The sequence below is a fragment of the Arthrobacter sp. 49Tsu3.1M3 genome (assembly GCF_900168135.1).
GTDB lineage: Bacteria > Actinomycetota > Actinomycetes > Actinomycetales > Micrococcaceae > Arthrobacter.
On the sequence record NZ_FUZD01000026.1, the window covers coordinates 1 to 22,966 of the forward strand.

20 protein-coding genes are annotated in these 22,966 nt (G+C 69.0%); 13 read left to right on the forward strand and 7 right to left on the reverse strand.

The annotated features are described in order from the left end of the window. The coding region (locus tag B5X90_RS18990) for an IS3 family transposase (RefSeq protein WP_143264821.1) at window positions 1-466 on the forward strand (466 nt) is incomplete at its 5' end. A 450-nt stretch (window positions 467-916) separates the two neighbouring features. On the opposite strand, the gene B5X90_RS18995 is transcribed toward B5X90_RS18990, so the two are convergent. Beyond that, window positions 917-1,594, reverse strand: coding sequence for a Crp/Fnr family transcriptional regulator (locus B5X90_RS18995; protein ID WP_011693220.1), 678 nt, complete (start codon window positions 1,592-1,594; stop codon window positions 917-919). A gap of 214 nt (window positions 1,595-1,808) precedes the next feature. Here B5X90_RS18995 and B5X90_RS19000 point away from each other — a divergent pair, with 214 nt between their 5' ends. Beyond that, window positions 1,809-2,993, forward strand: a complete 1,185-nt coding sequence (locus B5X90_RS19000) for a MarP family serine protease (protein WP_079555477.1) — start codon at window positions 1,809-1,811, stop codon at window positions 2,991-2,993. Window positions 2,994-3,041: 48 nt separating this feature from the next. Here the strand turns inward: B5X90_RS19000 and B5X90_RS19005 are convergent, their stop codons facing one another. From B5X90_RS19005 to acs, 3 genes are all read right to left on the reverse strand, one after another. Next, window positions 3,042-4,079: a DUF2332 domain-containing protein gene (locus B5X90_RS19005; RefSeq protein WP_079555478.1), complete on the reverse strand. Its 1,038-nt coding sequence runs from the start codon at window positions 4,077-4,079 to the stop codon at window positions 3,042-3,044. A 27-nt stretch (window positions 4,080-4,106) separates the two neighbouring features. Continuing rightward, window positions 4,107-4,583 (reverse strand): type II 3-dehydroquinate dehydratase, encoded by a 477-nt coding sequence (gene aroQ, locus B5X90_RS19010; protein WP_079555479.1) that lies wholly within the window; start codon window positions 4,581-4,583, stop codon window positions 4,107-4,109. A gap of 228 nt (window positions 4,584-4,811) precedes the next feature. Further along, a complete protein-coding gene (gene acs, locus B5X90_RS19015; protein ID WP_079555520.1) occupies window positions 4,812-6,842 on the reverse strand; it encodes an acetate--CoA ligase in 2,031 nt (676 codons plus the stop codon). Between the two features lie 431 nt (window positions 6,843-7,273). Here acs and B5X90_RS19020 point away from each other — a divergent pair, with 431 nt between their 5' ends. The 3 genes from B5X90_RS19020 to B5X90_RS19030 all read left to right on the forward strand — a co-directional run bounded on the left by B5X90_RS19020 (window position 7,274) and on the right by B5X90_RS19030 (window position 10,245). Beyond that, a complete protein-coding gene (locus B5X90_RS19020; protein ID WP_079555480.1) occupies window positions 7,274-8,701 on the forward strand; it encodes a hypothetical protein in 1,428 nt (475 codons plus the stop codon). Between the two features lie 96 nt (window positions 8,702-8,797). Next, complete coding sequence (gene nth / locus B5X90_RS19025; RefSeq protein WP_028278262.1) at window positions 8,798-9,568, forward strand: endonuclease III; 771 nt, start codon at window positions 8,798-8,800, stop codon at window positions 9,566-9,568. Next, window positions 9,565-10,245, forward strand: coding sequence for an NUDIX hydrolase (locus B5X90_RS19030; RefSeq protein ID WP_079555481.1), 681 nt, complete (start codon window positions 9,565-9,567; stop codon window positions 10,243-10,245). Before nth ends, B5X90_RS19030 begins: the two co-directional genes overlap by 4 nt. A 33-nt stretch (window positions 10,246-10,278) precedes the next feature. Here B5X90_RS19030 and B5X90_RS19035 read toward each other — a convergent pair whose 3' ends face one another. Both B5X90_RS19035 and B5X90_RS19040 read right to left on the reverse strand, forming a co-directional pair. Continuing rightward, window positions 10,279-10,539 (reverse strand): YegP family protein, encoded by a 261-nt coding sequence (locus tag B5X90_RS19035; protein ID WP_079555482.1) that lies wholly within the window; start codon window positions 10,537-10,539, stop codon window positions 10,279-10,281. 143 nt (window positions 10,540-10,682) lie between these two features. Further along, window positions 10,683-12,425: a bifunctional 3'-5' exonuclease/DNA polymerase gene (locus B5X90_RS19040; RefSeq protein WP_079555483.1), complete on the reverse strand. Its 1,743-nt coding sequence runs from the start codon at window positions 12,423-12,425 to the stop codon at window positions 10,683-10,685. A 135-nt stretch (window positions 12,426-12,560) separates the two neighbouring features. On the opposite strand from B5X90_RS19040, the gene ssd reads away from it, so the two are divergent. From ssd to B5X90_RS21735, 8 genes are all read left to right on the forward strand, one after another. Further along, window positions 12,561-13,670: a septum site-determining protein Ssd gene (ssd, locus tag B5X90_RS19045; RefSeq protein WP_079555484.1), complete on the forward strand. Its 1,110-nt coding sequence runs from the start codon at window positions 12,561-12,563 to the stop codon at window positions 13,668-13,670. Then, entirely contained in the window at window positions 13,667-15,007 is a 1,341-nt protein-coding gene (locus B5X90_RS19050; RefSeq protein WP_079555485.1) for a TadA family conjugal transfer-associated ATPase, read from the forward strand. The genes ssd and B5X90_RS19050 overlap by 4 nt, the downstream gene beginning before the upstream one ends. Beyond that, window positions 15,004-15,903 (forward strand): hypothetical protein, encoded by a 900-nt coding sequence (locus tag B5X90_RS19055; RefSeq protein ID WP_179129221.1) that lies wholly within the window; start codon window positions 15,004-15,006, stop codon window positions 15,901-15,903. Before B5X90_RS19050 ends, B5X90_RS19055 begins: the two co-directional genes overlap by 4 nt. A gap of 43 nt (window positions 15,904-15,946) precedes the next feature. Then, on the forward strand, window positions 15,947-16,522 hold the full coding sequence (locus B5X90_RS19060; protein ID WP_179129223.1) for a type II secretion system F family protein: 576 nt from the start codon (window positions 15,947-15,949) through the stop codon (window positions 16,520-16,522). Between the two features lie 335 nt (window positions 16,523-16,857). Then, window positions 16,858-18,564 (forward strand): hypothetical protein, encoded by a 1,707-nt coding sequence (locus B5X90_RS21320; RefSeq protein ID WP_179129225.1) that lies wholly within the window; start codon window positions 16,858-16,860, stop codon window positions 18,562-18,564. A gap of 297 nt (window positions 18,565-18,861) precedes the next feature. Then, window positions 18,862-19,146, forward strand: coding sequence for a DUF4244 domain-containing protein (locus B5X90_RS19070; RefSeq protein ID WP_079555488.1), 285 nt, complete (start codon window positions 18,862-18,864; stop codon window positions 19,144-19,146). Continuing rightward, complete coding sequence (locus B5X90_RS19075) at window positions 19,143-19,613, forward strand: TadE family type IV pilus minor pilin (RefSeq protein WP_079555489.1); 471 nt, start codon at window positions 19,143-19,145, stop codon at window positions 19,611-19,613. The genes B5X90_RS19070 and B5X90_RS19075 overlap by 4 nt, the downstream gene beginning before the upstream one ends. Continuing rightward, window positions 19,613-20,149: an Rv3654c family TadE-like protein gene (locus tag B5X90_RS21735; RefSeq protein ID WP_256860341.1), complete on the forward strand. Its 537-nt coding sequence runs from the start codon at window positions 19,613-19,615 to the stop codon at window positions 20,147-20,149. The genes B5X90_RS19075 and B5X90_RS21735 overlap by 1 nt, the downstream gene beginning before the upstream one ends. 212 nt (window positions 20,150-20,361) lie before the next feature. On the opposite strand, the gene B5X90_RS19085 is transcribed toward B5X90_RS21735, so the two are convergent. Further along, window positions 20,362-22,788 carry a DEAD/DEAH box helicase gene (locus B5X90_RS19085; protein WP_079555490.1) on the reverse strand — a complete coding sequence of 809 codons (2,427 nt, stop codon included), beginning with the start codon at window positions 22,786-22,788 and terminating at the stop codon, window positions 20,362-20,364. Window positions 22,789-22,966: the final 178 nt, after the last annotated feature.

The following is a 22,966-nucleotide window of genomic DNA, read 5'->3' on the forward strand; positions in this document are numbered from 1 at the left end:
GGATGTGACCGAGTTCAGCGTCGGCGACCGGAAGCTCTACCTCTCACCGGTCATGGACCTCTTCGACCGGCAGATCATCTCCCACACCATCAGCTCAACCCCGAACCTGGAGCTGACCAACACGTCGCTGCGAAAGGCCCTGACCACGCTCGAGGACGGACAGCAGCCGCTGGTGCATTCGGATCAGGGTTTCCAGTACCGGCACATCTCCTGGCGCGTCCTTCTGGAGGGTGCCGGTGCGGTTCAATCAATGTCCCGCAAGGGCAACTGCTACGACAACGCGGTGATGGAGAACTTCTTCGGACACCTCAAGGAAGAGCTCTTCCACCATGTCCGGTTCATCAGCACCGACGCACTGGCAGCGGCACTGCACGAATACATCCGCTGGTACAACACCGAACGGATCTCAACAAAGCTTGAGGGCCTGAGCCCGGTGCAATACCGGACCCAGGCCCTCGCAGCCTAGGCTCTTACCAACCAGTCCAACTTTCGGGGACCAGTTCATCCAAACCAGTGGACATGTCCCTTGGTGCCGTGTGCCGGCCCGGGACATGCCCGGCCCTGCTCCACAGCACTGGACATATCCCTTGGTGCCGTGTGCGGGCCCGGGACATGCCCGGCCCTGCTCCACAGCACTGGACATGTCCCGTCGTGCCGCGTGCCGGCCCGGGACATGCCCCGCCCTGGGCCTGTCCGGTGGACATAGTGGCATTATGTCCAGTCGTTGCGGCCGGGGCTGGGCATGTCCCGTCGTGCTGCGTGCATGCCCCGGGACATGCCCCGCCCTGATCGACAGCACTGGACATGTCCCGCGGACAACCAGCCGGGGCCCTCTCCGGAAATTAGTGGCAGAAGATTAACGGCAGAAGGCCGGTCCCGTTTCCGGGTCCGGCCTTCGTGGTTGCTGCTGGGGTCCCTAGCGGGAACGCTGGCGCAGGCGCTGCATGTCAAGGATGACGACGGCTCGCGCTTCCAGGCGCAGCCAGCCGCGCTGCACGAATTCCGCGAGGGCCTTGTTGACCGTTTCTCGGGAGGCGCCGACCAGCTGGGCGAGCTCCTCCTGCGTCAGTTCGTGGGCGACCAGGACGCCGTCGGTCGCCGGGCGGCCGAAGCGGTCGGCCAGATCCAGCAGCGCCTTGGCCACACGGCCCGGCACGTCGGAGAAGACGAGGTCGGAAAGGGAATCGTTGGTGCGGCGCAGGCGGCGTGCCAAGGCCTGCAGCAGCTGGGCCGAGACCTCGGGGCGGGTGCGCAGCAGCGCGTTGAGGCTCTCGTTCTTCAGGCCGGCGAGACGCGTCTCGGAAACGGCAGTTGCCGTGGCCGTGCGCGGGCTGGGGTCGAACAGCGCCATTTCGCCGAAAAGCTCGCCCGGGCCGAGGATGGCCAGCAGTGATTCGCGGCCGTCCGGCGACGTGCGGCCGAGCTTCACCTTGCCGGAGACGATGAAGTAAAGCTGGTCACCCTGGTCGCCTTCCCGGAATACCGAGGCACCGCGTGAAAGGTCCACCTCGGTAAGTTCGTCCGTCAGCAGACGGAACGCCTCGTCGTCGAGCGTGGCGAAAAGGGGTGCGCGGCGCAATACCTCGATATCCATGAAATCTCCTGACTAGCTGTGTCGGCTGGGGCGCTTCAGCCATTCTTTCAGAATTTTGGAGCTTCTGTGACGTAGTTGGCACGGAAACGCCCGAAGGGCCGAAAGCGCACGGCTCGGGAAGTCCGCGCAGATCCCTATGCAGGCTGGCGGCCGGTCGGCAAACGTTCAGCTTACACCGGTAGAATCGTCGCTGAACTGTCTGTGAGGAGCCCCGGTGTTTGGCTTGACCATTTTGGACCTGGTGTTGGTGGTGGCGCTCTTGTCCTACCTCATCCACGGTCTTCGCAACGGCTTCCTTGTGACGCTCGGAGGCATCGCGGGATTCGCGGCAGGCGCCGTCGCCGCCTTCGTCTCCGTGCCCATCGTCAGCGGCCTCGTGGAGGACAGCGGCTGGCGCCTGACGGCGATCGTTGCCACGGCGGTCCTTTTGATGATCGTGGGCAACGGACTCGGCACCATGATCGGACGGCGCATCCGCAGCGTGGTCCCGTTCAGCCCCCTCCGGGCGGCGGACCGCCTCGTGGGCGGAGGCGTGAACGTGGTGGTGTCCGGCCTCGTGATGTCGATGCTGGCGTTCAGTATCGGGGCCCTGGGTGTGCCGTTCGTGTCCCAGCAGCTCGCGGAATCCAAAGTCATCAGGTTCATCGACGGCGTGACGCCGATGCCGGTCAAGGCATCAATGGCGCAGTTGCGTTCCGCCGTGATCGGCGAGGGAATCCCCACGCTGCTGGACGGCTTCGGCCAGAGCCAGCCCGTTGCCGTTCCGGACACCAGCACGGACACGCCGGCGCTGAACAAGGCCGCCGCTTCGGTGCTCAAGATCGCCGGAACCGCCTACCAGTGCGGTCAGAACCAGACCGGAACAGGCTTCGTGGTCGCCCCCGGGCGCGTGGTGACCAACGCCCATGTGGTCGCCGGGGTCGACGAACCGGTAGTGGAGACGCCCGGCGGCCGCGCACTGCCAGGGCGCGTTGTGTACTTTGACTCCCAGCACGACCTCGCCGTCGTGGCCGTTGACGGTCTGCGCTCGGAACCCCTGGCGCTGGCCGCCGACCTGCCGTCCGGCAGCGCCGCGGCCTTTGCCGGCTATCCGCACGGCGGGCCCTTCCAGTCCAAACCGGCCACAGTGCAGGACATCGCCACCGTGCTCGTCCCGGACATCTACGGCAAGAATGCGTCGCCCGAGGACGTCTACCGGCTGGCCGGCGACGTGCAGCCGGGCAACTCCGGGGGCCCGCTCCTGACCATGGACGGGCAGGTGGCGGGGGTGGTCTTTGCCAAGGCCACAACCGAGTCCTCGCTTGGATTTGCGATCACCATGAATGACCTGAGCCCCGTCGCGGCTCAGGCGCCGGGTCTGGGCAGTGCCGTTTCGTCCGGACAGTGCATCAAGAAATAATCGTCGAGTCCCCGCGGCTCTGTCGCCCGAGGAGGCAGTTCCGGCGGGCTACAGCCACTCCAGGCTCTGGCCGTGCGGCCCCGCGATGGCAGCCGGCTGACCGTCCTGCAGCAGCTGGAACCGGCCGCCGAGCCGGGTGTCGTCCATTTCCGGAACAACAGTGGACCCGTCGGCCTGGGCAAGCACCGTGTGCCCCTTCGTTCGAGAGCCAGTGGCAGCCCGTTCCGCCGCGAGATCCGCCATGGTGCGGCGGAACCGGGCCCGGCCACCGGCGTCGAGGTACGCCGTGACGGCGCTGTGGAACACCACCAGGGCGGCGTCCTCCGGAGCGCGGGCGGCCAGCGCTGCGAGCTGTTCGTTGAGGTCGCCGGCCACCAGCAGGGGCGGGTGTTCCCGGGCGATGGCGATCGCCTGGCGCAGCCGTTCGAGGCGGAACTCCTGTTCGGGCCAGACGAGGGCTTCCAGCCAGGCGACGTCGTCCGGGTTGCGGACATCCAAGGGATTCAGATCGATCCCGGCGCGCCAGAGAACCTGGGGAAGTGCGGCCGGCAGCGGCACCGGTCCTGAGGTGACGCAGCGCAGGACCGGGTAGGTGCCGGGCTGTGCGCCGGCCGGAACAAGCGTCGTCCTCGCGTCCTCGGCCTCCGGGACATACTCGTAGCCGTAGTGGTCGGGGAACAGTGCCAGCCCCGCCGAGGCGCCCACCTCGATGAGGGCCAGCGGCCGGCTCTCGGCCGCGGATATCTGCGCGAGTGAGGGCAGCAGGGTGGCGCAGCGTCCCGCCTCGTTCGTCTGCGTGGACCGGGACAGCACGATTTCCGAGACCGCGGCCCAGTGCTGGTCCAGAAAATTCCGGAAGTCGCGGTATGGGCTGATCTGCGCGCCGAGGAACCGGGCCGCGGCGAGGATTAGCAACGGCTGGCGCTTGTGGTGCGGCCACTGATCGATCCGCCGTATCAGCTCGGCGTCCCCGGCGATCCCCACAGTCCACTCGGCATAGCACGGGGAGGAACCCGGCGCGTCGATCGTGCCGAAGTGCCGGTACCACTGCGCCGTGGCCGAATCAGTGGCCGGTTCCCCTGACACTCCTCCGGGCTCCGCGGGGGGACATGCTCAGTCCTTGGCCGTGTGCAGTCCGGCGAGGTATTCCACGGCGAAGCGGTAGCCCAGGATCCCGGCGCCGGCGATCACGGCCTTGCTGATGTCCGAAAGGTAGGAATGGTGCCGGAAGGGTTCGCGGGCGTGAACGTTGGTGATGTGCACCTCGACCGTGGGCAGCGCCACGGCGGATATGGCGTCCCGGATGGCCACCGACGTGTGCGTGTACGCGCCGGCGTTGAGCACGATCCCCACAGCCTTCCCGCGGGCGGCATGGATGGCGTCCACGAGGGCCCCTTCATGGTTGGACTGGAAGCACTCGACGTCCAGGCCGTGCGCGGCGCCGGCGTCTTTGGCGAGCTGTTCGACGTCGGCCAGCGTCGCCGTCCCGTATTTCTCCGGCTCGCGGGTGCCAAGCAGGTTCAAATTGGGTCCGTTGAGAACCAGGATGGTGCCGCGGCCGGCAGCGGTGGCGGAGGTGGCTTCAGTCATGTCTGCAAATCTATCGCGCCGCGGCCCGCCCGCGCCGTTCGTTACTGCCAATCGGTTCGTTACTGCCGCACTCTTCGCTTCTGCGGATGTTTCCGCCGCGGTCGCGTCGACACACAGGAACAACGACGACGGCGGCGCGGCCCCCGGAGTGGGCAGCGCCGCCGTCGTGCATGTGCCGGTGTTCAACACACCGACGCTGCGGTCATATCAGCCGGCAATTCTTGCCGGCTATTTCCTCAGCGACTGCGCAATCTGGGCCATGACCGTGTTGTCCGCCAGGGTGGTCGCGTCGCCAACTTCGCGGCCTTCGGCGACGTCCTTGAGCAGGCGGCGCATGATCTTGCCGGACCGGGTCTTGGGCAGTTCCGGGACCACGAGGATGGTCTTGGGTTTGGCGATCGGACCGATTTCCTTGCCCACATGGTTGCGGAGTTCCTGGACGATCGCGTCGCCGGAGTCCACGGCGTCGGCGCGCAGGATCACGAAGGCGACGACGGCCTGGCCGGTGGTCTCGTCCGCGGCTCCGACGACGGCGGCTTCCGCCACCGCGGGGTGGCTGACCAGGGCGGACTCGATTTCGGCGGTGGAGAGGCGGTGGCCGGAAATATTCATCACATCATCCACCCGGCCCAGCAGCCAGAGGTCGCCGTCCTCATCCTTCTTGGCGCCGTCGCCGGCGAAGTACATGGTCTCGAAGCGGGACCAGTACGTTTCCTTGAACCGCTCGGGGTCGCCCCAGATCCCGCGCAGCATGGCGGGCCACGGTTCGCGGATCACCAGGAAGCCGCCGTGGCCGTTGGGTACGGATTCGCCGAGTTCGTCCACGACGTCCACGGCGATGCCCGGCAGCGGGACCTGGGCCGAGCCGGGCTTGGTGGCCGTCACGCCGGGCAGCGGGGCGATCATCTGCGCCCCAGTCTCGGTCTGCCACCAGGTGTCCACGATCGGGGCGGGGTTTTGCTTCCGCTCGCCGTTCTTGCCGGCGTTGCCGCCGATAACCTCGCGGTACCACATCCAGGCTTCGGGGTTGATGGGCTCGCCGACGGAACCGAGGACGCGGATCGAGGAGAGGTCGGACTTGGCCGGGATGTCCTTGCCCCATTTCATGAAGGTGCGGATCGCGGTGGGGGCGGTGTAGAGGATGGAGACCTTGTACTTCTCCACGATCTCCCACCAGCGGCCCTGATGCGGGGAATCCGGCGTGCCCTCATACATGACCTGGGTAGCGCCGTTGATGAGCGGGGCATAGGCGACGTAGGAGTGCCCGGTGATCCAGCCGACGTCGGCGGTGCACCAGTAGACGTCGGTCTCCGGGTGGAGGTCAAAGACCGCCTTGTGCGTGTAGGCGCCCTGGGTGAGGTAGCCGCCGGTGGTGTGCAGGATGCCCTTGGGCTTGCCCGTGGTGCCGGAGGTGTAGAGGATGAAGAGCGGGTGCTCGGAGTCGTGCCCGACGGCGGTGTGCTCGGCGGACGCGGAGCCGACGGTGTCGGCCCACCAGTGGTCCCGGCCCTCGTGCCAGTCCACGTCCTGGCCGTTGCGCTTGACCACCACGACGTTCTGCACGGTGTGCCCGGTGCCGTCTCCCTCGTGGGACAACGCGTCGTCGACGGCCGGCTTCAGGGCGCTGGGCTTGCCGCGGCGGTAGGTGCCGTCGGCCGTGACCACGAGCTTGGCCTCGGCGTCGTCGATCCGGGACCGCAGGGCCTCGGCGGAGAAGCCGCCGAAGACCACGGAGTGGATCGCGCCGATCCGGGCGCAGGCCAGCAGGGTGATCACGGCTTCGGGAATCATGGGCAGGTAGACGGCCACGCGGTCGCCCTTGGCCACGCCGAGGGACTCGAACGCGTTCGCGGCCTTCTTCACTTCCTCGGTCAGCTGCGCGTAGGTGTAGGTGCGGGTGTCGCCGGGCTCGCCCTCGAAGTAGATGGCCACCCGGTCCCCGTTGCCGGCCTCGACGTGCCGGTCCAGGGCGTTGTAGGCCGCGTTGACCTCACCGCCGACGAACCACTTCGCGAACGGCGGGTCCGACCAGTCCAGCGCCTGGGTGAAGTCCTTGGACCAGCTCAGCAGCTCGCGGGCCTGCTTCGCCCAGAAGGCGGGGCGGTCGGCGTCGGCCTCTGCGTAATCGGCGGCGGTGACCACTGCGTTCGCGGCGAACTCGGCGGACGGCGCGAAACGGCGGTTCTCCTGGGACAGGTTTTCGAAGGCATCGCCCTGGGGCGTCTGCGTGGCCATGGAGCCGGGTGTCTGCTGGGACATGGTGAACCTCATCATTCATCGATCCGGGCTGTGCGGCCGTTCGTGGTGCCTCCGCGCCGGGCCGCATGTGCGACGTCGGGCGGCGGCAGACCGCGGCAGTGCCGCTAGCGCTGTCTGGAAACAACACTAATACGCCGGTCCGACCAAACGTGCGCCCCGTCACAAACAGCGCCGTGAGCGGTGTTTGTTAAGCGCCGAGTGGTCTGTCGCGGGCGCCGGGCGTCGGGCCGGGGCAAGCGTCCGGGATTCGGAAATTCGGGGAATTCTGCTGCGTCCGCCCTCGGCTTGTCAGCTAGTGATCGGCCATCCACTTGGCTAGGCTGAGATGAAGTTGTGACATCCGATGGAGGCGACAGGACCGCTGGCGGTCTTGTCCTTGCCTGCCGTTAGACGGCGCTGTCCAGGGCGCCGCCATGCTAAGGAGATACGGAATGAACGAGCAAGACAACGGGCAGCTCCGGGCGCCCGCCCAGAACCAGGGTGGAACGGCGCAGCCGGGGCCCGCCGGGTTCGGGGATGCGCCACGCTTCACGGTGGACAAGAAGACCGGGAAGAAGAACGAAGCCGTCCTCGGCCCGTTCACCATCCGTGACCTCACCGTTTTCGGCTCAACGCTGCTTCTTTTCATCGCCTCACTGATTCCGATGTTTGCCTTCGCCTACAACCTCTGGAACCTGGGCAGCCTCTTCTTCCTGGGCCTTGGCATCGTGCTGCCGCTCATTGTCACCGCGTTGTTTGTGGCCCGCCGCCTCAGCCCGTCGACCAAGATCCGGATCGGGTCCCTGTCGATCGACCAGTTCGCCTCCGTTGTAGCGTCCTTCACGCTGGCCTTCTTTTTCCTCGCCGCCGCCGGGGCGTTCGTGCCAAGCATGCTGATCGCGCTCCTGGGCGCCTTGGGGCTCTTCGCCGCCACGGTGCTGGGCCGCTGGATCCCGTTCTTCGCCGGCGACTTCCTGGGCCGGGAGGAAACCCCTGCCCACATCGTGGCCCGTGAAGCTGTAGCCCCGGTGCGAAAGCCGCGGGCGCCGAAGGCGACGAAGCAACCGAAGGAATCCAAGCTGACCAAGGACGCTGCGGGTGCAGGCGCAGCCGGGGCGGGCGCCTCACTGGCGGCCGCATCCGGCCCGGTTGCGTCCGGCCCGGCCGCAACCGGGGAGGCCGCTTCCGGCACGGCCGCGGGCTGGGCCAAGCGTCCGGCCACCGGCGGCCAGGCGGCCACGCCGGCGGCAACCACACCTGCCGGTACCTCTGCCGGGGCATCATCGGCGGGTGCGGCGTCCGCCGCAGCCCCCAGCGCTGCGGCGCCCGGCGCACCGGAGACCCAGATCTCGGGCGTTGTGCCGGCCGCCGGCGCGGCTGCCCCGGCATCTACGGGCTCATCGACGGCCTCGACGCAGGCCCCGGCTCCGGGGTCTGCTCCCTCCGCCGCGGACAAGACCCGGACCGCCGGCGTCCCTGCAGCCGCCGCCGGTGCCGCCGCCGCTGGTGCCGCTGCAGCCGCTGCACAGACCGCCCCCGCCGCGGAACAGACCCAGGCCGCCGGCGTTCCGGCCGCCACCGGCGGCAGTGCCCCCACTACAGTCAACCCCCAGGTCCGGCCGCAGGAACCCATCGGCGCGACCGTTGACCCCGCCAGCCGGCCCGCGGGGGACGATGTCCACCCCGCGCACGAGGCCTTCTGGTTTGCCGTCGCGCAGCCCCGCACCGCCGTCGACGTGCGCACCGGTGCCCCGGCGTTCGTCATTGAACCCGGCGGCTGGGTCCTTGCCCTCGAGGACCGCGGTAACGAGTTCCTGGTCCAGCACACCGACGGCCGGCTCGGGGTTTTGCGGGACCTGAGCAACATCGAACGCGGTTAGCCCGCCGCCGTGACAACGGAATCCGACGCCACGGAACCCGGCACCCCGAAGCCGGGGAGTGCCAAGCCGGGTGCGCCGCGGGCGTCGGGGGAATCAGTGCTGGCGCTCAAGCGCCGCGCGCGCCGGATCAACCGGGAACTCGCGGAGCAGTACCCTTACGCCCACGCGGAGCTGGACTTCCGCACGCCGTTCGAGCTGGTGATAGCCACCGTGCTGTCCGCGCAGACCACGGACGTGCTGGTCAACCAGATCACGCCTCTGCTGTTCGCGCGTTACCCGGATGCGCGGCGGATGGCGGAGGCGGATCCGGCCGAGCTGGAGGCCATCATCAAGCCCACCGGCTTCTTTCGCGCCAAGGCCAGAAATCTCCTGGCGCTCTGCACCCGGCTGGTGGACGAGTACGACGGCGAGGTGCCCGGCCGGCTCGCGGACCTGGTGACGCTGCCCGGCGTCGGGCGGAAAACCGCGAACGTCGTGCTGGGCAATGCCTTCGGCATTCCGGGCATCACCGTGGACACCCACTTCGGCCGGCTGGCCCGGCGCTTTGGCTGGACCGAGTCGGATGATCCGGTCCGGATCGAGTCGGACGTCGCTGAGCTGTTCGAGCCGAAGGACTGGACCATGCTCTCGCACCGCGTCGTCTTTCACGGCCGCCGCGTCTGCCATTCCCGCAAGCCGGCGTGCGGCGCCTGCGCGGTGGCCAATTGGTGCCCCAGCTACGGCATGGGGGAAACCGACCCGGAGAAGGCAAAGAAACTGCTGAAGTACGAGCTCGCCCCGGGCCAGGAGCAACTGCTGGCCCGGCTGCTGGCCGAGACGCACCGCGCCGCGGAAATCCGGATGGAATCGCAGAGGAAACAGCCGTGACCGCGCGCCAGGACCTCGTCGACCTCGTTGCCGCGGTGGAGGCGGGCACGGCGCCGGCCCCGGATCCGCGCTGGCGGGAACTCGCCGTCGAACCCGGCGAGCGGGTCCGCAGGGCAGCGGTGCTGATGCTCTTTGGTGCGCTGGACAACGTACCCGCGGTGTCCGAGAAGTTGCTGGCTCCCGCCGATTTGGACGTGCTGCTGCTGCAGCGGGCCCAAACGCTGGAGGACCATCCCGGGCAGGTGGCGTTTCCCGGCGGCGGCATCGATCCGGGTGAGTCCGTGGTGGACGCGGCCCTCCGCGAGGCGGAGGAGGAGACTGGCCTGAACCCTGCGGGGGTGGACGTACTCGGTGTGATGCCTGAACTGGCGCTGCCCCGGGGCAATTTCCTGGTGACCCCGGTCCTGGCCTGGTGGGCGGCCCAGTCGCCGGTCCGGGTGGTCGACTACGGTGAATCCGCGCAGGTGTTCCGGGTTCCGGTCAGGGACCTGCTGGACCCGGACAACCGGGTGATGGCCACGGTCAGCCGGGCCGGCCAGACATTCCAGAGCCCAGCGTTCACCGTCAACGGCGTCGTGGTGTGGGGGTTTACCGGGATGATCCTGAACCAGCTTTTTGAACAGCTGGGCTGGGCCGTGCCGTGGGACCGCGCGCGGCTCTACGGGATTGATGTGTGAGGCCCGCACGGCGCCGGCCTGCCGGCCGGTCGGCTAGCCGGCAGCCACCGGGGTGCCTGTCCGGGGAGCCATCGCCCGTCCTCCCGACCTGCTGGAGGCGACCCGCCGGTGAGCACCGGAACGATCCACAACCAGGCCGGTCGCGGCGTTCTCGCGCACGGCGTTGATGCCCGCCGCCGCGCTCTTGATGGAGCTGAAGAGCGGGGATACGGCCACTACTGTGCCATCCGCCGCCGTCAGCCTGAAGAAATATGTCTTGTCGCCAGCCTGCGCGATCTCAAAAATGCCAGCCAAACCGCTGCCTCCCCAATTTCCTTGCGTCGTTGCAATAGCCGGCGGATCGTACGGGAATTTCGCCAGCCTTTCCGAGGGTAGCCCGGTGACGGAGCGCACACAACGCTACCGGCGGGTACGTTACAGGCGGTGACTCCGGTCGTTCATTTGGCGTTGTCGTACGAGTCCACGACGGCCACGCTGACCGGAAATTCGACCGGAATCCGGCCGAACAAAAGCTCCTTGGCGGCAGTCGCGGAGTCCTCGATCGCCTTGATGCAGTCTGCGACCGCGCTTTCGGGGCAGTGCACCATCACCTCATCGTGGAGGAAGAACACCAGTTCGCCGGCGGCTGCGCCTTCCGCCCGTAGGGCGCGAAGCCGGCGTCGCAGTTCCGCGAGCCAGCATGCTGCCCAGTCAGCGGCCGAGCCCTGGACCACAAAGTTCCGGGTGAAGCGGCCGCGCGAGCGTGCGATCGCGTCCGCGCGGCGCTGTTCTTCCGCGGTGGTGGAGTGCTGGCTCTGCAGCCAGCGCTCCGACGGCGGCGGGCTGCTCCGGCCCAGCCGTGAAGTCACGGTCCTGCCGGCTTCGCCGTCGCGGGCAGCCTGCTCGACGAAGCCCACGGCGCGGGGGTAGGTGCGGGCCAGCTGGGGCATCAGCCGGCCGGACTCGCCCGTGGTCGCCCCGTAGATTGCCCCAAGGAGGGCCACCTTCGCCTTCGCCCGGTCGCCGCCGAAGCCTTGGGCGGCGATGCCGGCATAGAGGTCCTTGTCCCGGGCGGCCTCGGCCATTTTGGAATCCTGGGCCAGCGCCACGAGCACGCGCGGTTCCAGCTGCGAGGCGTCGGCAACGATCAGTTTGTGGCCGGGATCGGCGTGGACCGCGCCGCGGACCTGGCGCGGGATTTGCAGCGCGCCGCCGCCCCGCGACGCCCACCGGCCCGAGACCACACCGCCGACCACGTACTCCGGCTGGAACCTGCCGTCCCTCACCCAGGTATCAAGCCACGCCCAGCCGTTTGCCGCGTGGAGACGGGCCAGTTTCTTGTAGGCCAGCAGGGGCACGATCACGGGGTGGCTGGATTCTTTCAGCTCCCATTGGCGGGTGGTTTTAACTTCGATGCCGTTTCGGTGCAGGGCGCGCATGAGCTCCTGCGGGGAGTCCGGGTTCAGCGCAGGCGACTTCAGCAGCAGCCGCAGTTCGGCCGTGAGCGATTCGAGTTTGGCCGGACGCTGGCCGGGGGCCGGGCGGGGTCCGAGGTGTTCGGCGAGAATCTGCTCGTGGAGTTCCTCCCGCCACGGGACGCCGGTGTGCTGCATTTCGGCGGCGATCATGGCTCCGGCGGATTCCGCCGCCAGCAGCAGCTGGAGCCGTTGGCGCCGCCCGGCGTCAGGGACGACGACCGTGCCGGAGGCCGTTCCGGGCGCAGGTCCGGCCTGCCGAAGAGCCTCCTGCTGCGCGGCGTACTCGGCCCGGAGAGCCTCAAGGGACTGGCCGGGCCGCTGGCCGGGGGCCGGGGCATCAAACAGGGCCCCCTGTTCCGGCGGCGGGGCAGGAGGCAGCAGCCCCCGCGGTGGCTGGTGCAGCTCGTCGTCCTGGGTCAGCTTCTCCGCCGCCTGCGCGTAGCCGGTGTGGGCGGTGAACTCCGAGTGGGCCAGGATCGAACCGCACAGGGTGAGGTCGTAGCAGCGCTCGAGTTCCACCCCGGCGCGCAGCAACGCGGGATACCAGTCCTGCGTACGGTGCCAGATCCAGCGCGGGTGCCGCTCCTCAAGCTCGCGCACAATTCCGGCGAGGTCGCCGGCCTTGACCACGCGGGGTTCCGGGTTGGAGGGTTCGGGGGCGCCATCTGCCGTGAGGTGCTGCAGTGCCGCGCCGTCGGCGTGGGCAGCGAGCAGCAGGTACATAGGGTCAATTCTGCCCTGCTCCGGGACGTGGTCCGTGCTCGTTCCCCGGCGGCGGGTGCAGCAAAGACGCCGGACTTGTCCACATAGCCGACGACGGCGGTTCCGCTGCGGTCCCGGCCCGGGCAAAGTGGCAGCATGAACAGGCACCAGCACCGTGGCCCAGGCTCACCGCCACCGCGGGCGCATGAGCCCTGGACCCCCGGGGATTCCGCGGAAATCCTGCTCGTCACCGGGGCCGGGGTGCTGCGCAGCGAGGTGGAACGCATCGTCGCAGCGGCCGGGGGCCAGCTGCGGACGGTGCAGGACGTTGCCGAGGCCGCGCCGTTCTGGGACGCCGCAGCCGCCGTGCTGGTGGGCAGCGACATCCGCGGGTTGCCGCCCCGGCGGAGGACACCTGCCGTGCTGCTCGGCCTCGAAGGTGATGGAGAAGGGTTATGGCATCTGGCCGCCGCCGTCGGGGCCGAACGCGTCGCGGTGTTGCCGGACGCGGCAGCCTGGTTGGCGGAATACCTGAGCCGGTCCCGCGCCCCGGAAGCCGGCGGACTCGTGCTGGGCTTCACCGGCGGCTGCGGCGGTGCCGGGGCGACGACCGCCGCCATCTGGATCGCGCAGGCCGCCGCCGGGGCCGGGGTCCGGGTGCTGCTGGTCGACGGCGACCCCCGGGGCGGGGGCCTGGAACTGGCGCTGGCCGCCGAGGAAACCCACGGGCTCCGCTGGCCGGATCTGGCCGGGGTGAGCGGCAGTATCGACCCTGCCCAGCTGGAGGAGTCGCTGCCGGTCGCCGGTGGATTTTCCTTCCTGTCGTGGCCGGGAACCCGTGACAAAGCCGCCGGGGTCGACGCGACCACCGTGGCCGCGGTTCTCGACGCAGCCCGCCGCGGCTGCGAATTGGTGGTGCTGGATATCGGCCGGGAACGGGAAGCCTTGCGGGCCTTCGCCGGCGAATGCGACCGGATTATCGTCGTGGCGCCTGCCCGGCTGCGGGCCGCCGTCGCCACGGCCTGGCTGTTGCAGGAGCTTCCGCCCGTGGACACCGCGCTCGTGGTCCGGGCCAGTCGCGGCGCCGCTTTGGATGCGCCGCTGATCGCCGGCTCCGTGGGGCTCGTCCTCCAAGGCATCATGCCGGACGTCAAGGACCTGGCCGGGGCAACGGAACTCGGCCGCCTTCTCGAAACCGGCCGGCACCGCGCCGTCCGCCGGTTCGCGGCCGGACTCCTTGAGCTGAACGGCGGAGACGACTCATGAGTGCCCACGCGGCCGCACAACCGGCCGAACCGGAACGTCCGGCCCGGCGGGCACCGGGTCGCCGCCGCTCGCAGGGATTTCTCGACCAGACGCTGCTGGAGTCCGTGCGCGAGTCCGTCATGGCCGATGCCTCCCCGGTGACCCCCTCAAGGGTTGCGGCGGCGGTCCAGGCGAGCGGGCGGCTGCTCGGCACGGCCGGCGCCCTGGCCGCAGTGGAGAGCATCAGCGCGGAATTGAACGGCCTGGGCCCCCTGCAGCCGCTCACCCGTGATCCCGCCGTGACAGACATCTTTGTCAACGGGCCGGACTCGGTCTGGTTGGACCGCGGCCGCGGTCTGGAAAAGGCGCCGGTCGTCTTTTCCGGGGAACCGCAGATCCGGGCCCTCGCCGCGAGGCTGGTGGCAGCCGGCGGCCGCCGCCTGGATGACGGTTCGCCGTGCGTCGATGTCCGGCTCGACGGCGGCTACCGCGTGCACGCGGTGCTGCCGCCCATTTCCACTGCCGGGACGCTCCTGAGCGTGCGGATCCGCCGGGCCACGGTCTTCTCCATGCCCGAGCTGAGGCGCGCCGGCATGTTCGGGGCCGGGACGTCCGGGAGCCTGGTCCGGTCCGTGCTCGAACGCATGGTGGCGGCCAGGCTGAGCCTCCTCATCAGCGGGGCCACCGGTTCGGGGAAGACCACGTTGCTGGCGACGCTGCTGGGATTGTGCCACCCCGGGGAGAGACTCGTCCTGATTGAGGACGCCGCAGAACTAAATCCCGTCCACCCGCACGTCGTCTCGCTGGAATCCCGGCACGGAAACCTGGAAGGCGGTGGCGCCGTCGACTTGGGCGAACTGGTCCGCCAGGCCCTCAGGATGCGGCCGGACCGGCTGGTGGTTGGCGAATGCCGCGGCGCCGAGGTCCGCGAGCTGCTCTCGGCGATGAACACCGGACACACCGGAGGCGGCGGGACCATCCACGCGAATGAGGCGACAGCTGTGCCAGCCCGGCTGGCGGCCCTCGGCGCGCTCGCCGGCATGGGCCAGGACGCGGTACGGCTGCAGGCCGCCAGCGCGATCGACGCCGTCGTGCACGTCGAGCGGACCGAATCGGGCCGCCAGGTGGCGAGCGTTGGAATCATGGAGGTCCAAGACTCGGGCCTGGTTGTCGCCGCCGCACTGGAGATCCAACACGGCGAGCTCCGCTTCGGCGGAGCCTGGCCGCTGCTGGCGTGCCGTCTCGGCCTGGATCCCGGGTTGGCCGGGGCGGACCACGCCGAGCTGCAGGCGGCGCCCCCGGCGGGACGGCCGCCGGGTTCCGGCCGCGAATCCCTCCAGCGCGGGACGCAGCGATGACCGTCTTCCTCATCGTCGTTTTGGTCCTGGCCGTGTGGCTGGCCTTTCCCACCCCGCGGGCGGCCGGCCATCGTACCCGCAGGGCCTTGTACGGCGCGGGCACGCGAGGTCCCGCGGCCTACGGGTCGCCGGGATCCCGCCCAGGACGGTCCGTCGGCGGTATGGCCCGTTGGCGCGGCGGGGGATCCGCCGCTGCCGGGCCCGTCCCCATGACAGTCCTGGTCCAACAGTTGGCCGCGCTGCTGAAGGGAGGGCGCATTCCCGCCCGGCTGTGGGATGAACTGTGGGCCCTGTACGGCGGTGACGCCGCGCGGGACGGGCCGGCGGCCCAGGCCGCGGTTCACGGCGCCGGCCAGCCCCGCACCGCAAACGGCGCGGGAACGGTCCTCGGCCCGGAGTCCCGCAGGATTCTCGCAGCCGCGCGTGCCGCCGCCCGGCGCGGGTCCTCCGTGGCCGCAGCCATCCGCCGCGAGGTCTCCGCGGTCTCTGCCGGTGCGGGCACCGTCGTCGCGGTCACCACGGGGGCCGTCGGCATCCGGGCCCGCCGCGACGTGCATGTGTGGGGCGAGCTGGCCGCATGCTTTGACACCGCTGAAGCCAGCGGTTGCCCCCTGGCCGATGTCCTGGCCCGCTTTGCCGCCCACCTTGAGACGGAGGACGACGCCGAGGCAGCGCGGCAGACAGCCTTGGCGGGGCCCCGTGCAACCGTTCGTCTGCTGACCTGGCTGCCGTTGTCGGGACTGGGCCTCGGCCTGCTGCTCGGCGTGGACCCGGTGGCGACTCTGCTGGGAAACCCCTGGGGCCTCGCGGCCTTGGCCGCAGGCGTGGCGCTGACCGCCGCCGGCCGGTTGTGGTCCGCAAGGCTCGTCCGCGCCGCGGCGGAAGCACCAACGTGACGCCGCGGTCGTCGTCGTGAGGCCCGAGCATGCCGGATTCGTCATGGCAGCGAGCCTTGCCGCGGCAGCCGCCGTCGTCCTCGCCCGCCCGGGACGTGTCCGCCGGCGGCTCCGGCGCCAGCTTAGGGCCCCCGCTGGCGGGACCGCCCGGCGCCCGACGGTCCCCGACGCCGGCCGGCACGCCCTCCCGGGCCTGCGCGACACCGCCATGATGCTGGAACTGATCGGCGCCATGCTGGATGCGGGAGCCGGACTTGGCCGATCCCTCGACCTCGTGGCCGCCCTCATGCCACCGGAACTCGGGCGGCAGCTTCGGCCGGTTGTGTCAGCCCTCGCAATCGGTGCGGACTGGGGCACGGCATGGCGCAGCTCCGGTGCCCGGGCGCCCCAACTTCAGGTCCTGCGCGACGCTCTTTCCTTCGCCGCGCTTACCGGCGCCCCCTCCTCAGCGCTCCTCTATGCCCAGGCGGCCCGGCTTCGCCGCGAACGAAACAGGGCCGCCGAGCAGCGCGCGGCCGCCCTCGGGGTGAAGCTCGTGGTGCCGCTGGGCCTGTGCTCCCTGCCGGCGTTCGTCTGCCTCGGCGTCGTGCCCGTGCTTCTGGGGCTGCTTCCGGCGTGATGCCGGCAGCCCGCGGGTCACCCCGGCCCAAGGTTTATTCAAGTTGCTGGGGGATACCTTTGGGGCAGGCACCGTCGGAGTATGAGCGGTCTCGTGCGTCGGCTTCTCACAGCACCTCCTTGGCGCCTCGAATCCCAGAGTATCTGGGGTCTCGTACTAACTGGGAGCCATGCCAGGGGGGCAGATCAATGATTCGACTGTATAAAGCGGGCGTGATTGCAGCGCTCAACCTACTAGTGTTGACCGGTTTGGCGGTCGGTGCCAGTCCGGCGTCCGCCGCCGTGACCTGTCAGCCGGGAACACCCCAACCGACCAACCAATACCCTGGCACAACGGTGATTGCCACGAACTTCGAGTCCGGAAGCCTCACCACGGCAGGCTTCGCCGCCGCATTCACCGCCGGGACAGGTACGGCCGATGTTTCCTCGGCCCAGCGGCACTCGGGCCGCTGCTCAGCCTATGTTCACGTCACCACGGATGCCGGGTCGGTGGCCAATTTTTCCGCACCACTTCCTGCCGGCAACAATGAGGTCTACGCCGACGGCTGGTTCAACATCACCAAAGAGGGCGTCGCCGGCAACAACGTCCCCTATTTCCGCTTCTTCAACGGGACTACCCGGTTCATAGACGTCTACCGATCCAACGGCGGCCTGGGCCCGATGTGGCTGCGGGTCGCGGCGCCCGACGGAACGCTCCGCTACACCCCGATGAAAGTCAATGTCCCGCTCGGCACCTGGCACCATATCGTCACGCACGTCGTCGCAAATGGGGCCTCCTCCACGGTCGAGGTGATCTTCGACGGCAAACTTCTGTATTCCAGCAAGCAGATCGCCACGGGCTTTACCGCGGTCACCAAGATGCAACTCGGCGCCGAACACCGGCGGCAGGCAGGCGACAGCTTCATTGACGACGTCGTTATCAAGGCCGGCAAGGCGGCAGCCCAGCTGCCCGGAACGTTTGCCCCGATTGCCCCCCAGCGGTTCCTCGACACCCGGAAAACGGTGCCCGTGGGTGCCGACAAGGCCGTCTCCTTCCAGGTTGCAGGAGCCAATGGGATCCCGGCAAATGTCGCGGCGGTCGTCTTCAACCTGACCGTCACTGAGGCAAAAGCCATTGGTTACATCACCGCCTACCCCTCCGGGACGGTAAAGCCGGATGCATCCAATGTGAACTTCCGCGCCAACCAAAACGTGCCTAACCTGGTAACGGTCAAGGTGGGTGCGGACGGAAAAGTGGCGCTGTTCAACAGATCCTCCGGCACAACCCACCTCATCGCCGATGTCACCGGCTACTACGTCACGGGGACGCCGGCGACGCCGGGTGCCTTCCAAAGCCTCGCGCCAAAGCGGCTGCTGGACACTCGGTCCACGACGGCGCTTGCAGGGGATTCCACCGTGTCCCTGCAGGTTGCGGGGACCAACGGCATACCGACAAGTGCCGCCGCTGTGGTCTTCAACCTCACTGTGACCGAGCCAACAAGGATCGGATACATTACGGCCTATGCTTCGGGCTCGGCGCGTCCGGACGCGTCTAACCTCAACTTCAACGCCGGACAGACAGTGCCGAACCTGGTCACGGTCCCCATCGGTCCCGACGGAAAGGTCACACTGCTCAATCGTTCGTTCGGACGTTCGCACCTGATCGCCGACGTTGCCGGCTACTACCTCGGCGGCACGCCGTCAGCCACCGGTGCGTTCAAGGCCACGGGTCCATCCAGGATCCTTGACACCCGAAACGCAACGGCTGTCCGCCCGGACTCCACGGTGTCCTTCCAGATTGCCGGGGCCAACGGCATCCCCTCGAGCGTCCTGGCGGCGGTCTTCAACCTGACGGTCGTGTCGCCCCAGTCCATCGGCTACATCACGGCCTACCCCTCCGGTTCCACCCGTCCGGACGCGTCCAACCTGAACTTTTCCGCCGGACAGACTGTGCCGAACCTGGTCTCGGTCCCCGTCGGCTCAGACGGAAAGGTGACGTTGTTCAACCGTTCCTCTGGATCCTCGCACCTCATCGCCGACCTTGCGGGATACTTCCTCCCCTAGGAACGCAGGGGTGACCCGCACCACCTGAACCCGAGGGGCTGTCGTCGCAGTACTGACCGCAGCCCCTCGGGTTCAGCCCTGTCTTGGCCCGGGCAGGAGCGCTGGCGGGTCAAGGCTTTCGGGTGGCGGCCGGTGGCCGACCGGAAAGAGCCAGACACTTCTCCTCCACAGGCCGCCACGACGGTATCTTCGGGCACGTTTTCCACTTAGCTGCCATCGGGGCTTATGGCGCGACGTGCAAGCCGGGAGAGTCGAATCAGCCGGCGATCACGCCGGTGTCCCGTGGAAGGAAAGCAGATGTCAACAAATCAGGACACTCCCGCTGCACGTCGCATAGACACAGGGGAGGGCGGCGTCGCCGAGATCTATGAGATCTACCCCGGCGCCAGCTCGGTTGTTCCCGTTCAACCGCAGAGACGCACAGGGCCGCCGGCCGCGCAGGCGGGCATGGCTACCGCTGAATATGCCATCGCAACCCTGGCAGCCGTGGGCTTCGCCGGGGTCCTCGTGTTCATCATGCGCAGCGATGAGGTCCGCGGGTTCCTCCTGAACCTCATCCGGACAGCGCTCACGTTGCCATGAACAGTCTCTGGCGCGCCCGGGGGAGCGTCTGCGGGAGGGCGTCGCCGCCCACGGCGGAGTGCCGCGGGGCCGTCACGGCTGAGTTCGCGGTCGCGCTGCCCTCGGTCGTCCTCCTGCTCGCAGTGCTGCTCGCGGGTTCGGCGGCCGGCGTGATGCAGCTCCGCGTCGAGGAAGCGGCCCGCGGCGGTGCCCGGGCGCTGGCGAGGGGAGCCGCGGCCGGCGAAGTCGGTGAGATTGTCCGCCGTCTCGCCGGCGAAACGGCGGACTCCGAGGTGATGCACGACGGCGAGTGGCAAAGGGTCACCGTTTCCGGCCGCGTCCCAGGGGCCGTTGGGACCCTCATTCCCTGGGCCCTCAGTGCCAGCGTGTGGGCGCATGCGGAGGCCCCAGGCGCGGCACAACGGCCCGGGCTGGACGAGCCCGGACTTAAAGGCGTCTCCCTTTCCGCGTGGCAGGGCGGCACATGATGTCGCCTGCACCTGCACCTGCACCTGCACCTGCACCTGCACCTGCACCTGCCCCTGCGCCTGCGCCTGCGCCTGCACCTGTCCGTGCACGTGCACGGACAGGTGCAGGTGCCCGGGCCCACGGGCCGCGACCCCGAAGCCCGGATCCTGCCCACGCCCGGCACCGGTGTGCGTCTTCAGAGCGGGGGTCAGGGACCGTCCTGGCCCTGGGACTCGGGCTGGTGGTCGTCATGGCGTTGACCCTGCTTTTGCTTTTGGCCGAATCGGCCGTCGCGGCATCGAGGGCTGCGGCGGCCGCCGATCTGGCAGCGCTGGCTGCGGCGGATGCCGCGCGGGGCATCACGTCCGGCGAGCCCTGCGCTGTGGCTCGAGAGGTCGCGCTGAAGAACAACGCCACGCTGGCTGCCTGTGCTGAAGGTCCGGACGACACCGTTCAGGTGCGCACCGAGTTCAGCGCCGGACCGTTCCTCGGGGCGGCCACGGGAGTGGCCAGGGCCGGACCGCCCCCTGCGGCCGGGAACGGGCCCGCACCGTGAAAGATGCTCCATTTCCGGTGTCGCCAGAAGCCGCGCAACTGTCTGCGGCTTGGCGTGCCCCCCCTGGCGTGCCGTCCTGCCACGAACCTGCCGCCCTGCCGCCGACGGTCACAGACCGGCCGCTGCCCGGCACCGAGCGTGCCGCTCTGCCGCCGCCCGGCTCCCACGAACCTCTGCCGGCCGCCGCCCACGAACCTGCCGCTGAGACGTGGTCAGGCGCGGAGCGGCTGGGCGGGCTGATCGTCCGGGGTCCCTGCCGCGGCGGCCGGTGTGCCGGGGTTGCCGGCGTGCATGAGGTCGGTGGCGTCCTGGAGCAGCACATCGATCAGTGTGACGGCAGCGTCCTTGTCGAGCGGGTTGTTCTTGTTGCCGCACTTGGGTGACTGGACGCAGGAGGGGCAGCCGGACTCGCATTCGCACGCCTTGATGGCGTCGCGCGTGGCAGTCAGCCACAACCTCGCCTTGTCGTAGCCGCGTTCGGCGAAGCCGGCCCCGCCGGGATGGCCGTCGTAGACAAAGATGGTGGGCACTCCGGTGTCGGCGTGGATGGCCGTGGACACCCCGCCGATGTCCCAGCGGTCGCTGGAGGCCACCAGCGGAAGGAGGCCGATGGCCGCGTGCTCGGCAGCATGCAGCGCTCCGGGGAACTGTGCCTCGATCAGCCCCGCGCCGGTCAGCGAGCGGTTGTCCACGACAAACCAGACCGCTTTGGTAAACAGGTCCCTGGCGCCCAATTCCAAGGGTTCTTCGCCGAGGATCTCGTTCGAAATTAACGCCTTGCGCTGGAAGGAGACCACCTGGGTTGTCACTTTCACATCGCCGAAATGCACGGCCACATCGCCCCATTGGGTGGTGCGTTGCGTTTCGAGGACCTCGATCTGGGTTACGTCCCGGGCGGTCGTGTAGTAGTCGGGGTTCGCCCGCCGCACCACCACACAGTGATCGTCCTCATTCAGGTCTTCGACCACGTAGCTGTCGCCCTGGTGGACATAGATGGCCCCTGTGTGGGCCTGGTAATGGGTCTGCGGCGAATCCATGGTGCCGAGCAAGGAGCCCGTCTCCGCGTCCACTATGCTGACCGGACCTCCGCCGTCGGCCCGGAGGTTCACCATGGCTGCGGCATTTTGCGGATGGGTCCAAAACCATCCGGCCGGCCGTTTGCGCAGGTAGCCCTGCAGGACCAGGCGGTCCAGCAGCTTCTCAGCGGTGGCTCCGAAGAGCTCCAGTTCGGCGAACCCGAGTGGCAGTTCCGCGGCGGCCGCGCACAGGTGCGGGCCCAGAACGTATGGATTGGAGGGATCGAAGACCGTGGCCTCCACCGATACGTCGAATATCGCCTCAGGGTGGTTCACCAAGTAGGTGTCCAGCGGGTCGTCGCTGGCCACGAAGGCCGCGATCGCGTCCTGGCCGGCGCGGCCCGCGCGGCCGATCTGCTGGAACAACGACGCGCGGGTGCCCGGCCAGCCTGCGACCAGGACTGCATCGAGACCGGAAATGTCAATGCCCAGCTCCAGCGCGGACGTGCTCGAGACGCCCAACAGTTCCCCCGAGCGCAGCGCCTTTTCCAGGGCCCGCCGCTCCTCCGGCAGGTAGCCCGAGCGATAGGCAGCCACGCGCTGCGGCAGGCTGGGATCCACCTCGTCGAGGAGGCGTTTGGCGATGGAGGAAATCGACTCTGCCCCGCGCCTGGACTTGATGAAAGCAATGGTCCTGGTCCGGGAGGACACCAGGTTGGCCAGCAGGTCGGCGGTCTCGGCGACGGCCGTCCGGCGCTCCTTGGCACCGTTTTCGCCCCGGAGTTCGGTCAGTGCCGGCTCCCAAAACGCCACTGTGGTGGACCCGTGGGGCGAACTGTCTTCGGAAACGGCCTGCACGGGGGCGCCGATCAGCCGGCCGAAGGACTGCCCGGGTTCAGAGGCCGTGGCGGACGCCGCGATGAATACCGGTCCGGGATGCGAGCCGCCCGGGCTGTAGTAGGCACAGATCCGGCGCAGCCGGCGCATGAGGTTTGCCACATGGGAGCCGAAGACGCCGCGGTAGCTGTGGGCTTCGTCCACGATCACGTAGCGGAGGCGCCGGAAGAACCTGGCCCACCAGGCATGGTTCGGGAGAATGCCGAAGTGCAGCATGTCCGGGTTGGCGAGGATGAAGTTCGCGTGGTCCCGGATCCAGCGCCGGGACGCGGGGTCGGTGTCGCCGTCGTAGGTTTCGGCCCGGACTGTGGGGAGCTTCAGTGCCCTGATAGCTGCCAGCTGGTCGGCGGCGAGAGCCTTGGTCGGGGACAGGTACAGGGTCACAGCCCCGTCGTCGTGGATTTTCCCGGGATCGGACAGGACCCTGAGCTCGGAACGGTGGATCGCGTCCAGGGCCGGCAGCTGATACGCCAGGGACTTGCCGGACGCGGTGCCGGTGGCAATGACCACGTTGTCGCCGCCGTGGGCCAGTTCGGCGGCGCGGACCTGGTGAAGGTATGGCTCGTGGATACCCAGGGAACCGTAGGCTGCCACGAGATCCGGGTGGGACCACTGTGGCCACGGCGCATTGACGGCCTGGCGGGCGGGGATCGTCCGCACATGACGCAGCTGTTCCGGGTCCGGGCCTCGGCCCAGCAACGGAATCAAGGACTCATGCGGGTTCACTCACATATTCTTTCATCCACCCTCAAATCGCCTTCGCCGGCACACACGGCACACAGCCCGGCAGGCGGTCCGGCTTCGCGCTCTAGCTTCGGCACGGCGGCCCGCGGCGGCCCGCGCCCGGCACACCTGCTGCCCCGCGTTCACGCCCGCAGGACGGCCGGAGCTCGCGACGCCCAAC

Bases quoted from the DNA above. Each gene is read 5' to 3' on its own strand.
- B5X90_RS19070 (WP_079555488.1), top strand. From the start codon at position 18,862: ATGTCAACAAATCAGGACACTCCCGCTGCACGTCGCATAGACACAGGG.
- B5X90_RS19075 (WP_079555489.1), top strand. From the start codon at position 19,143: ATGAACAGTCTCTGGCGCGCCCGGGGGAGCGTCTGCGGGAGGGCGTCG.
- B5X90_RS19020 (WP_079555480.1), top strand. From the start codon at position 7,274: ATGAACGAGCAAGACAACGGGCAGCTCCGGGCGCCCGCCCAGAACCAG.
- ssd (WP_079555484.1), top strand. From the start codon at position 12,561: ATGAACAGGCACCAGCACCGTGGCCCAGGCTCACCGCCACCGCGGGCG.
- B5X90_RS19055 (WP_179129221.1), top strand. From the start codon at position 15,004: ATGACCGTCTTCCTCATCGTCGTTTTGGTCCTGGCCGTGTGGCTGGCC.
- B5X90_RS19060 (WP_179129223.1), top strand. From the start codon at position 15,947: ATGGCAGCGAGCCTTGCCGCGGCAGCCGCCGTCGTCCTCGCCCGCCCG.
- B5X90_RS18995 (WP_011693220.1), bottom strand. From the start codon at position 1,594: ATGGATATCGAGGTATTGCGCCGCGCACCCCTTTTCGCCACGCTCGAC.
- aroQ (WP_079555479.1), bottom strand. From the start codon at position 4,583: ATGACTGAAGCCACCTCCGCCACCGCTGCCGGCCGCGGCACCATCCTG.
- B5X90_RS19040 (WP_079555483.1), bottom strand. From the start codon at position 12,425: ATGTACCTGCTGCTCGCTGCCCACGCCGACGGCGCGGCACTGCAGCAC.
- acs (WP_079555520.1), bottom strand. From the start codon at position 6,842: ATGTCCCAGCAGACACCCGGCTCCATGGCCACGCAGACGCCCCAGGGC.
- B5X90_RS21735 (WP_256860341.1), top strand. From the start codon at position 19,613: ATGTCGCCTGCACCTGCACCTGCACCTGCACCTGCACCTGCACCTGCA.
- B5X90_RS19050 (WP_079555485.1), top strand. From the start codon at position 13,667: ATGAGTGCCCACGCGGCCGCACAACCGGCCGAACCGGAACGTCCGGCC.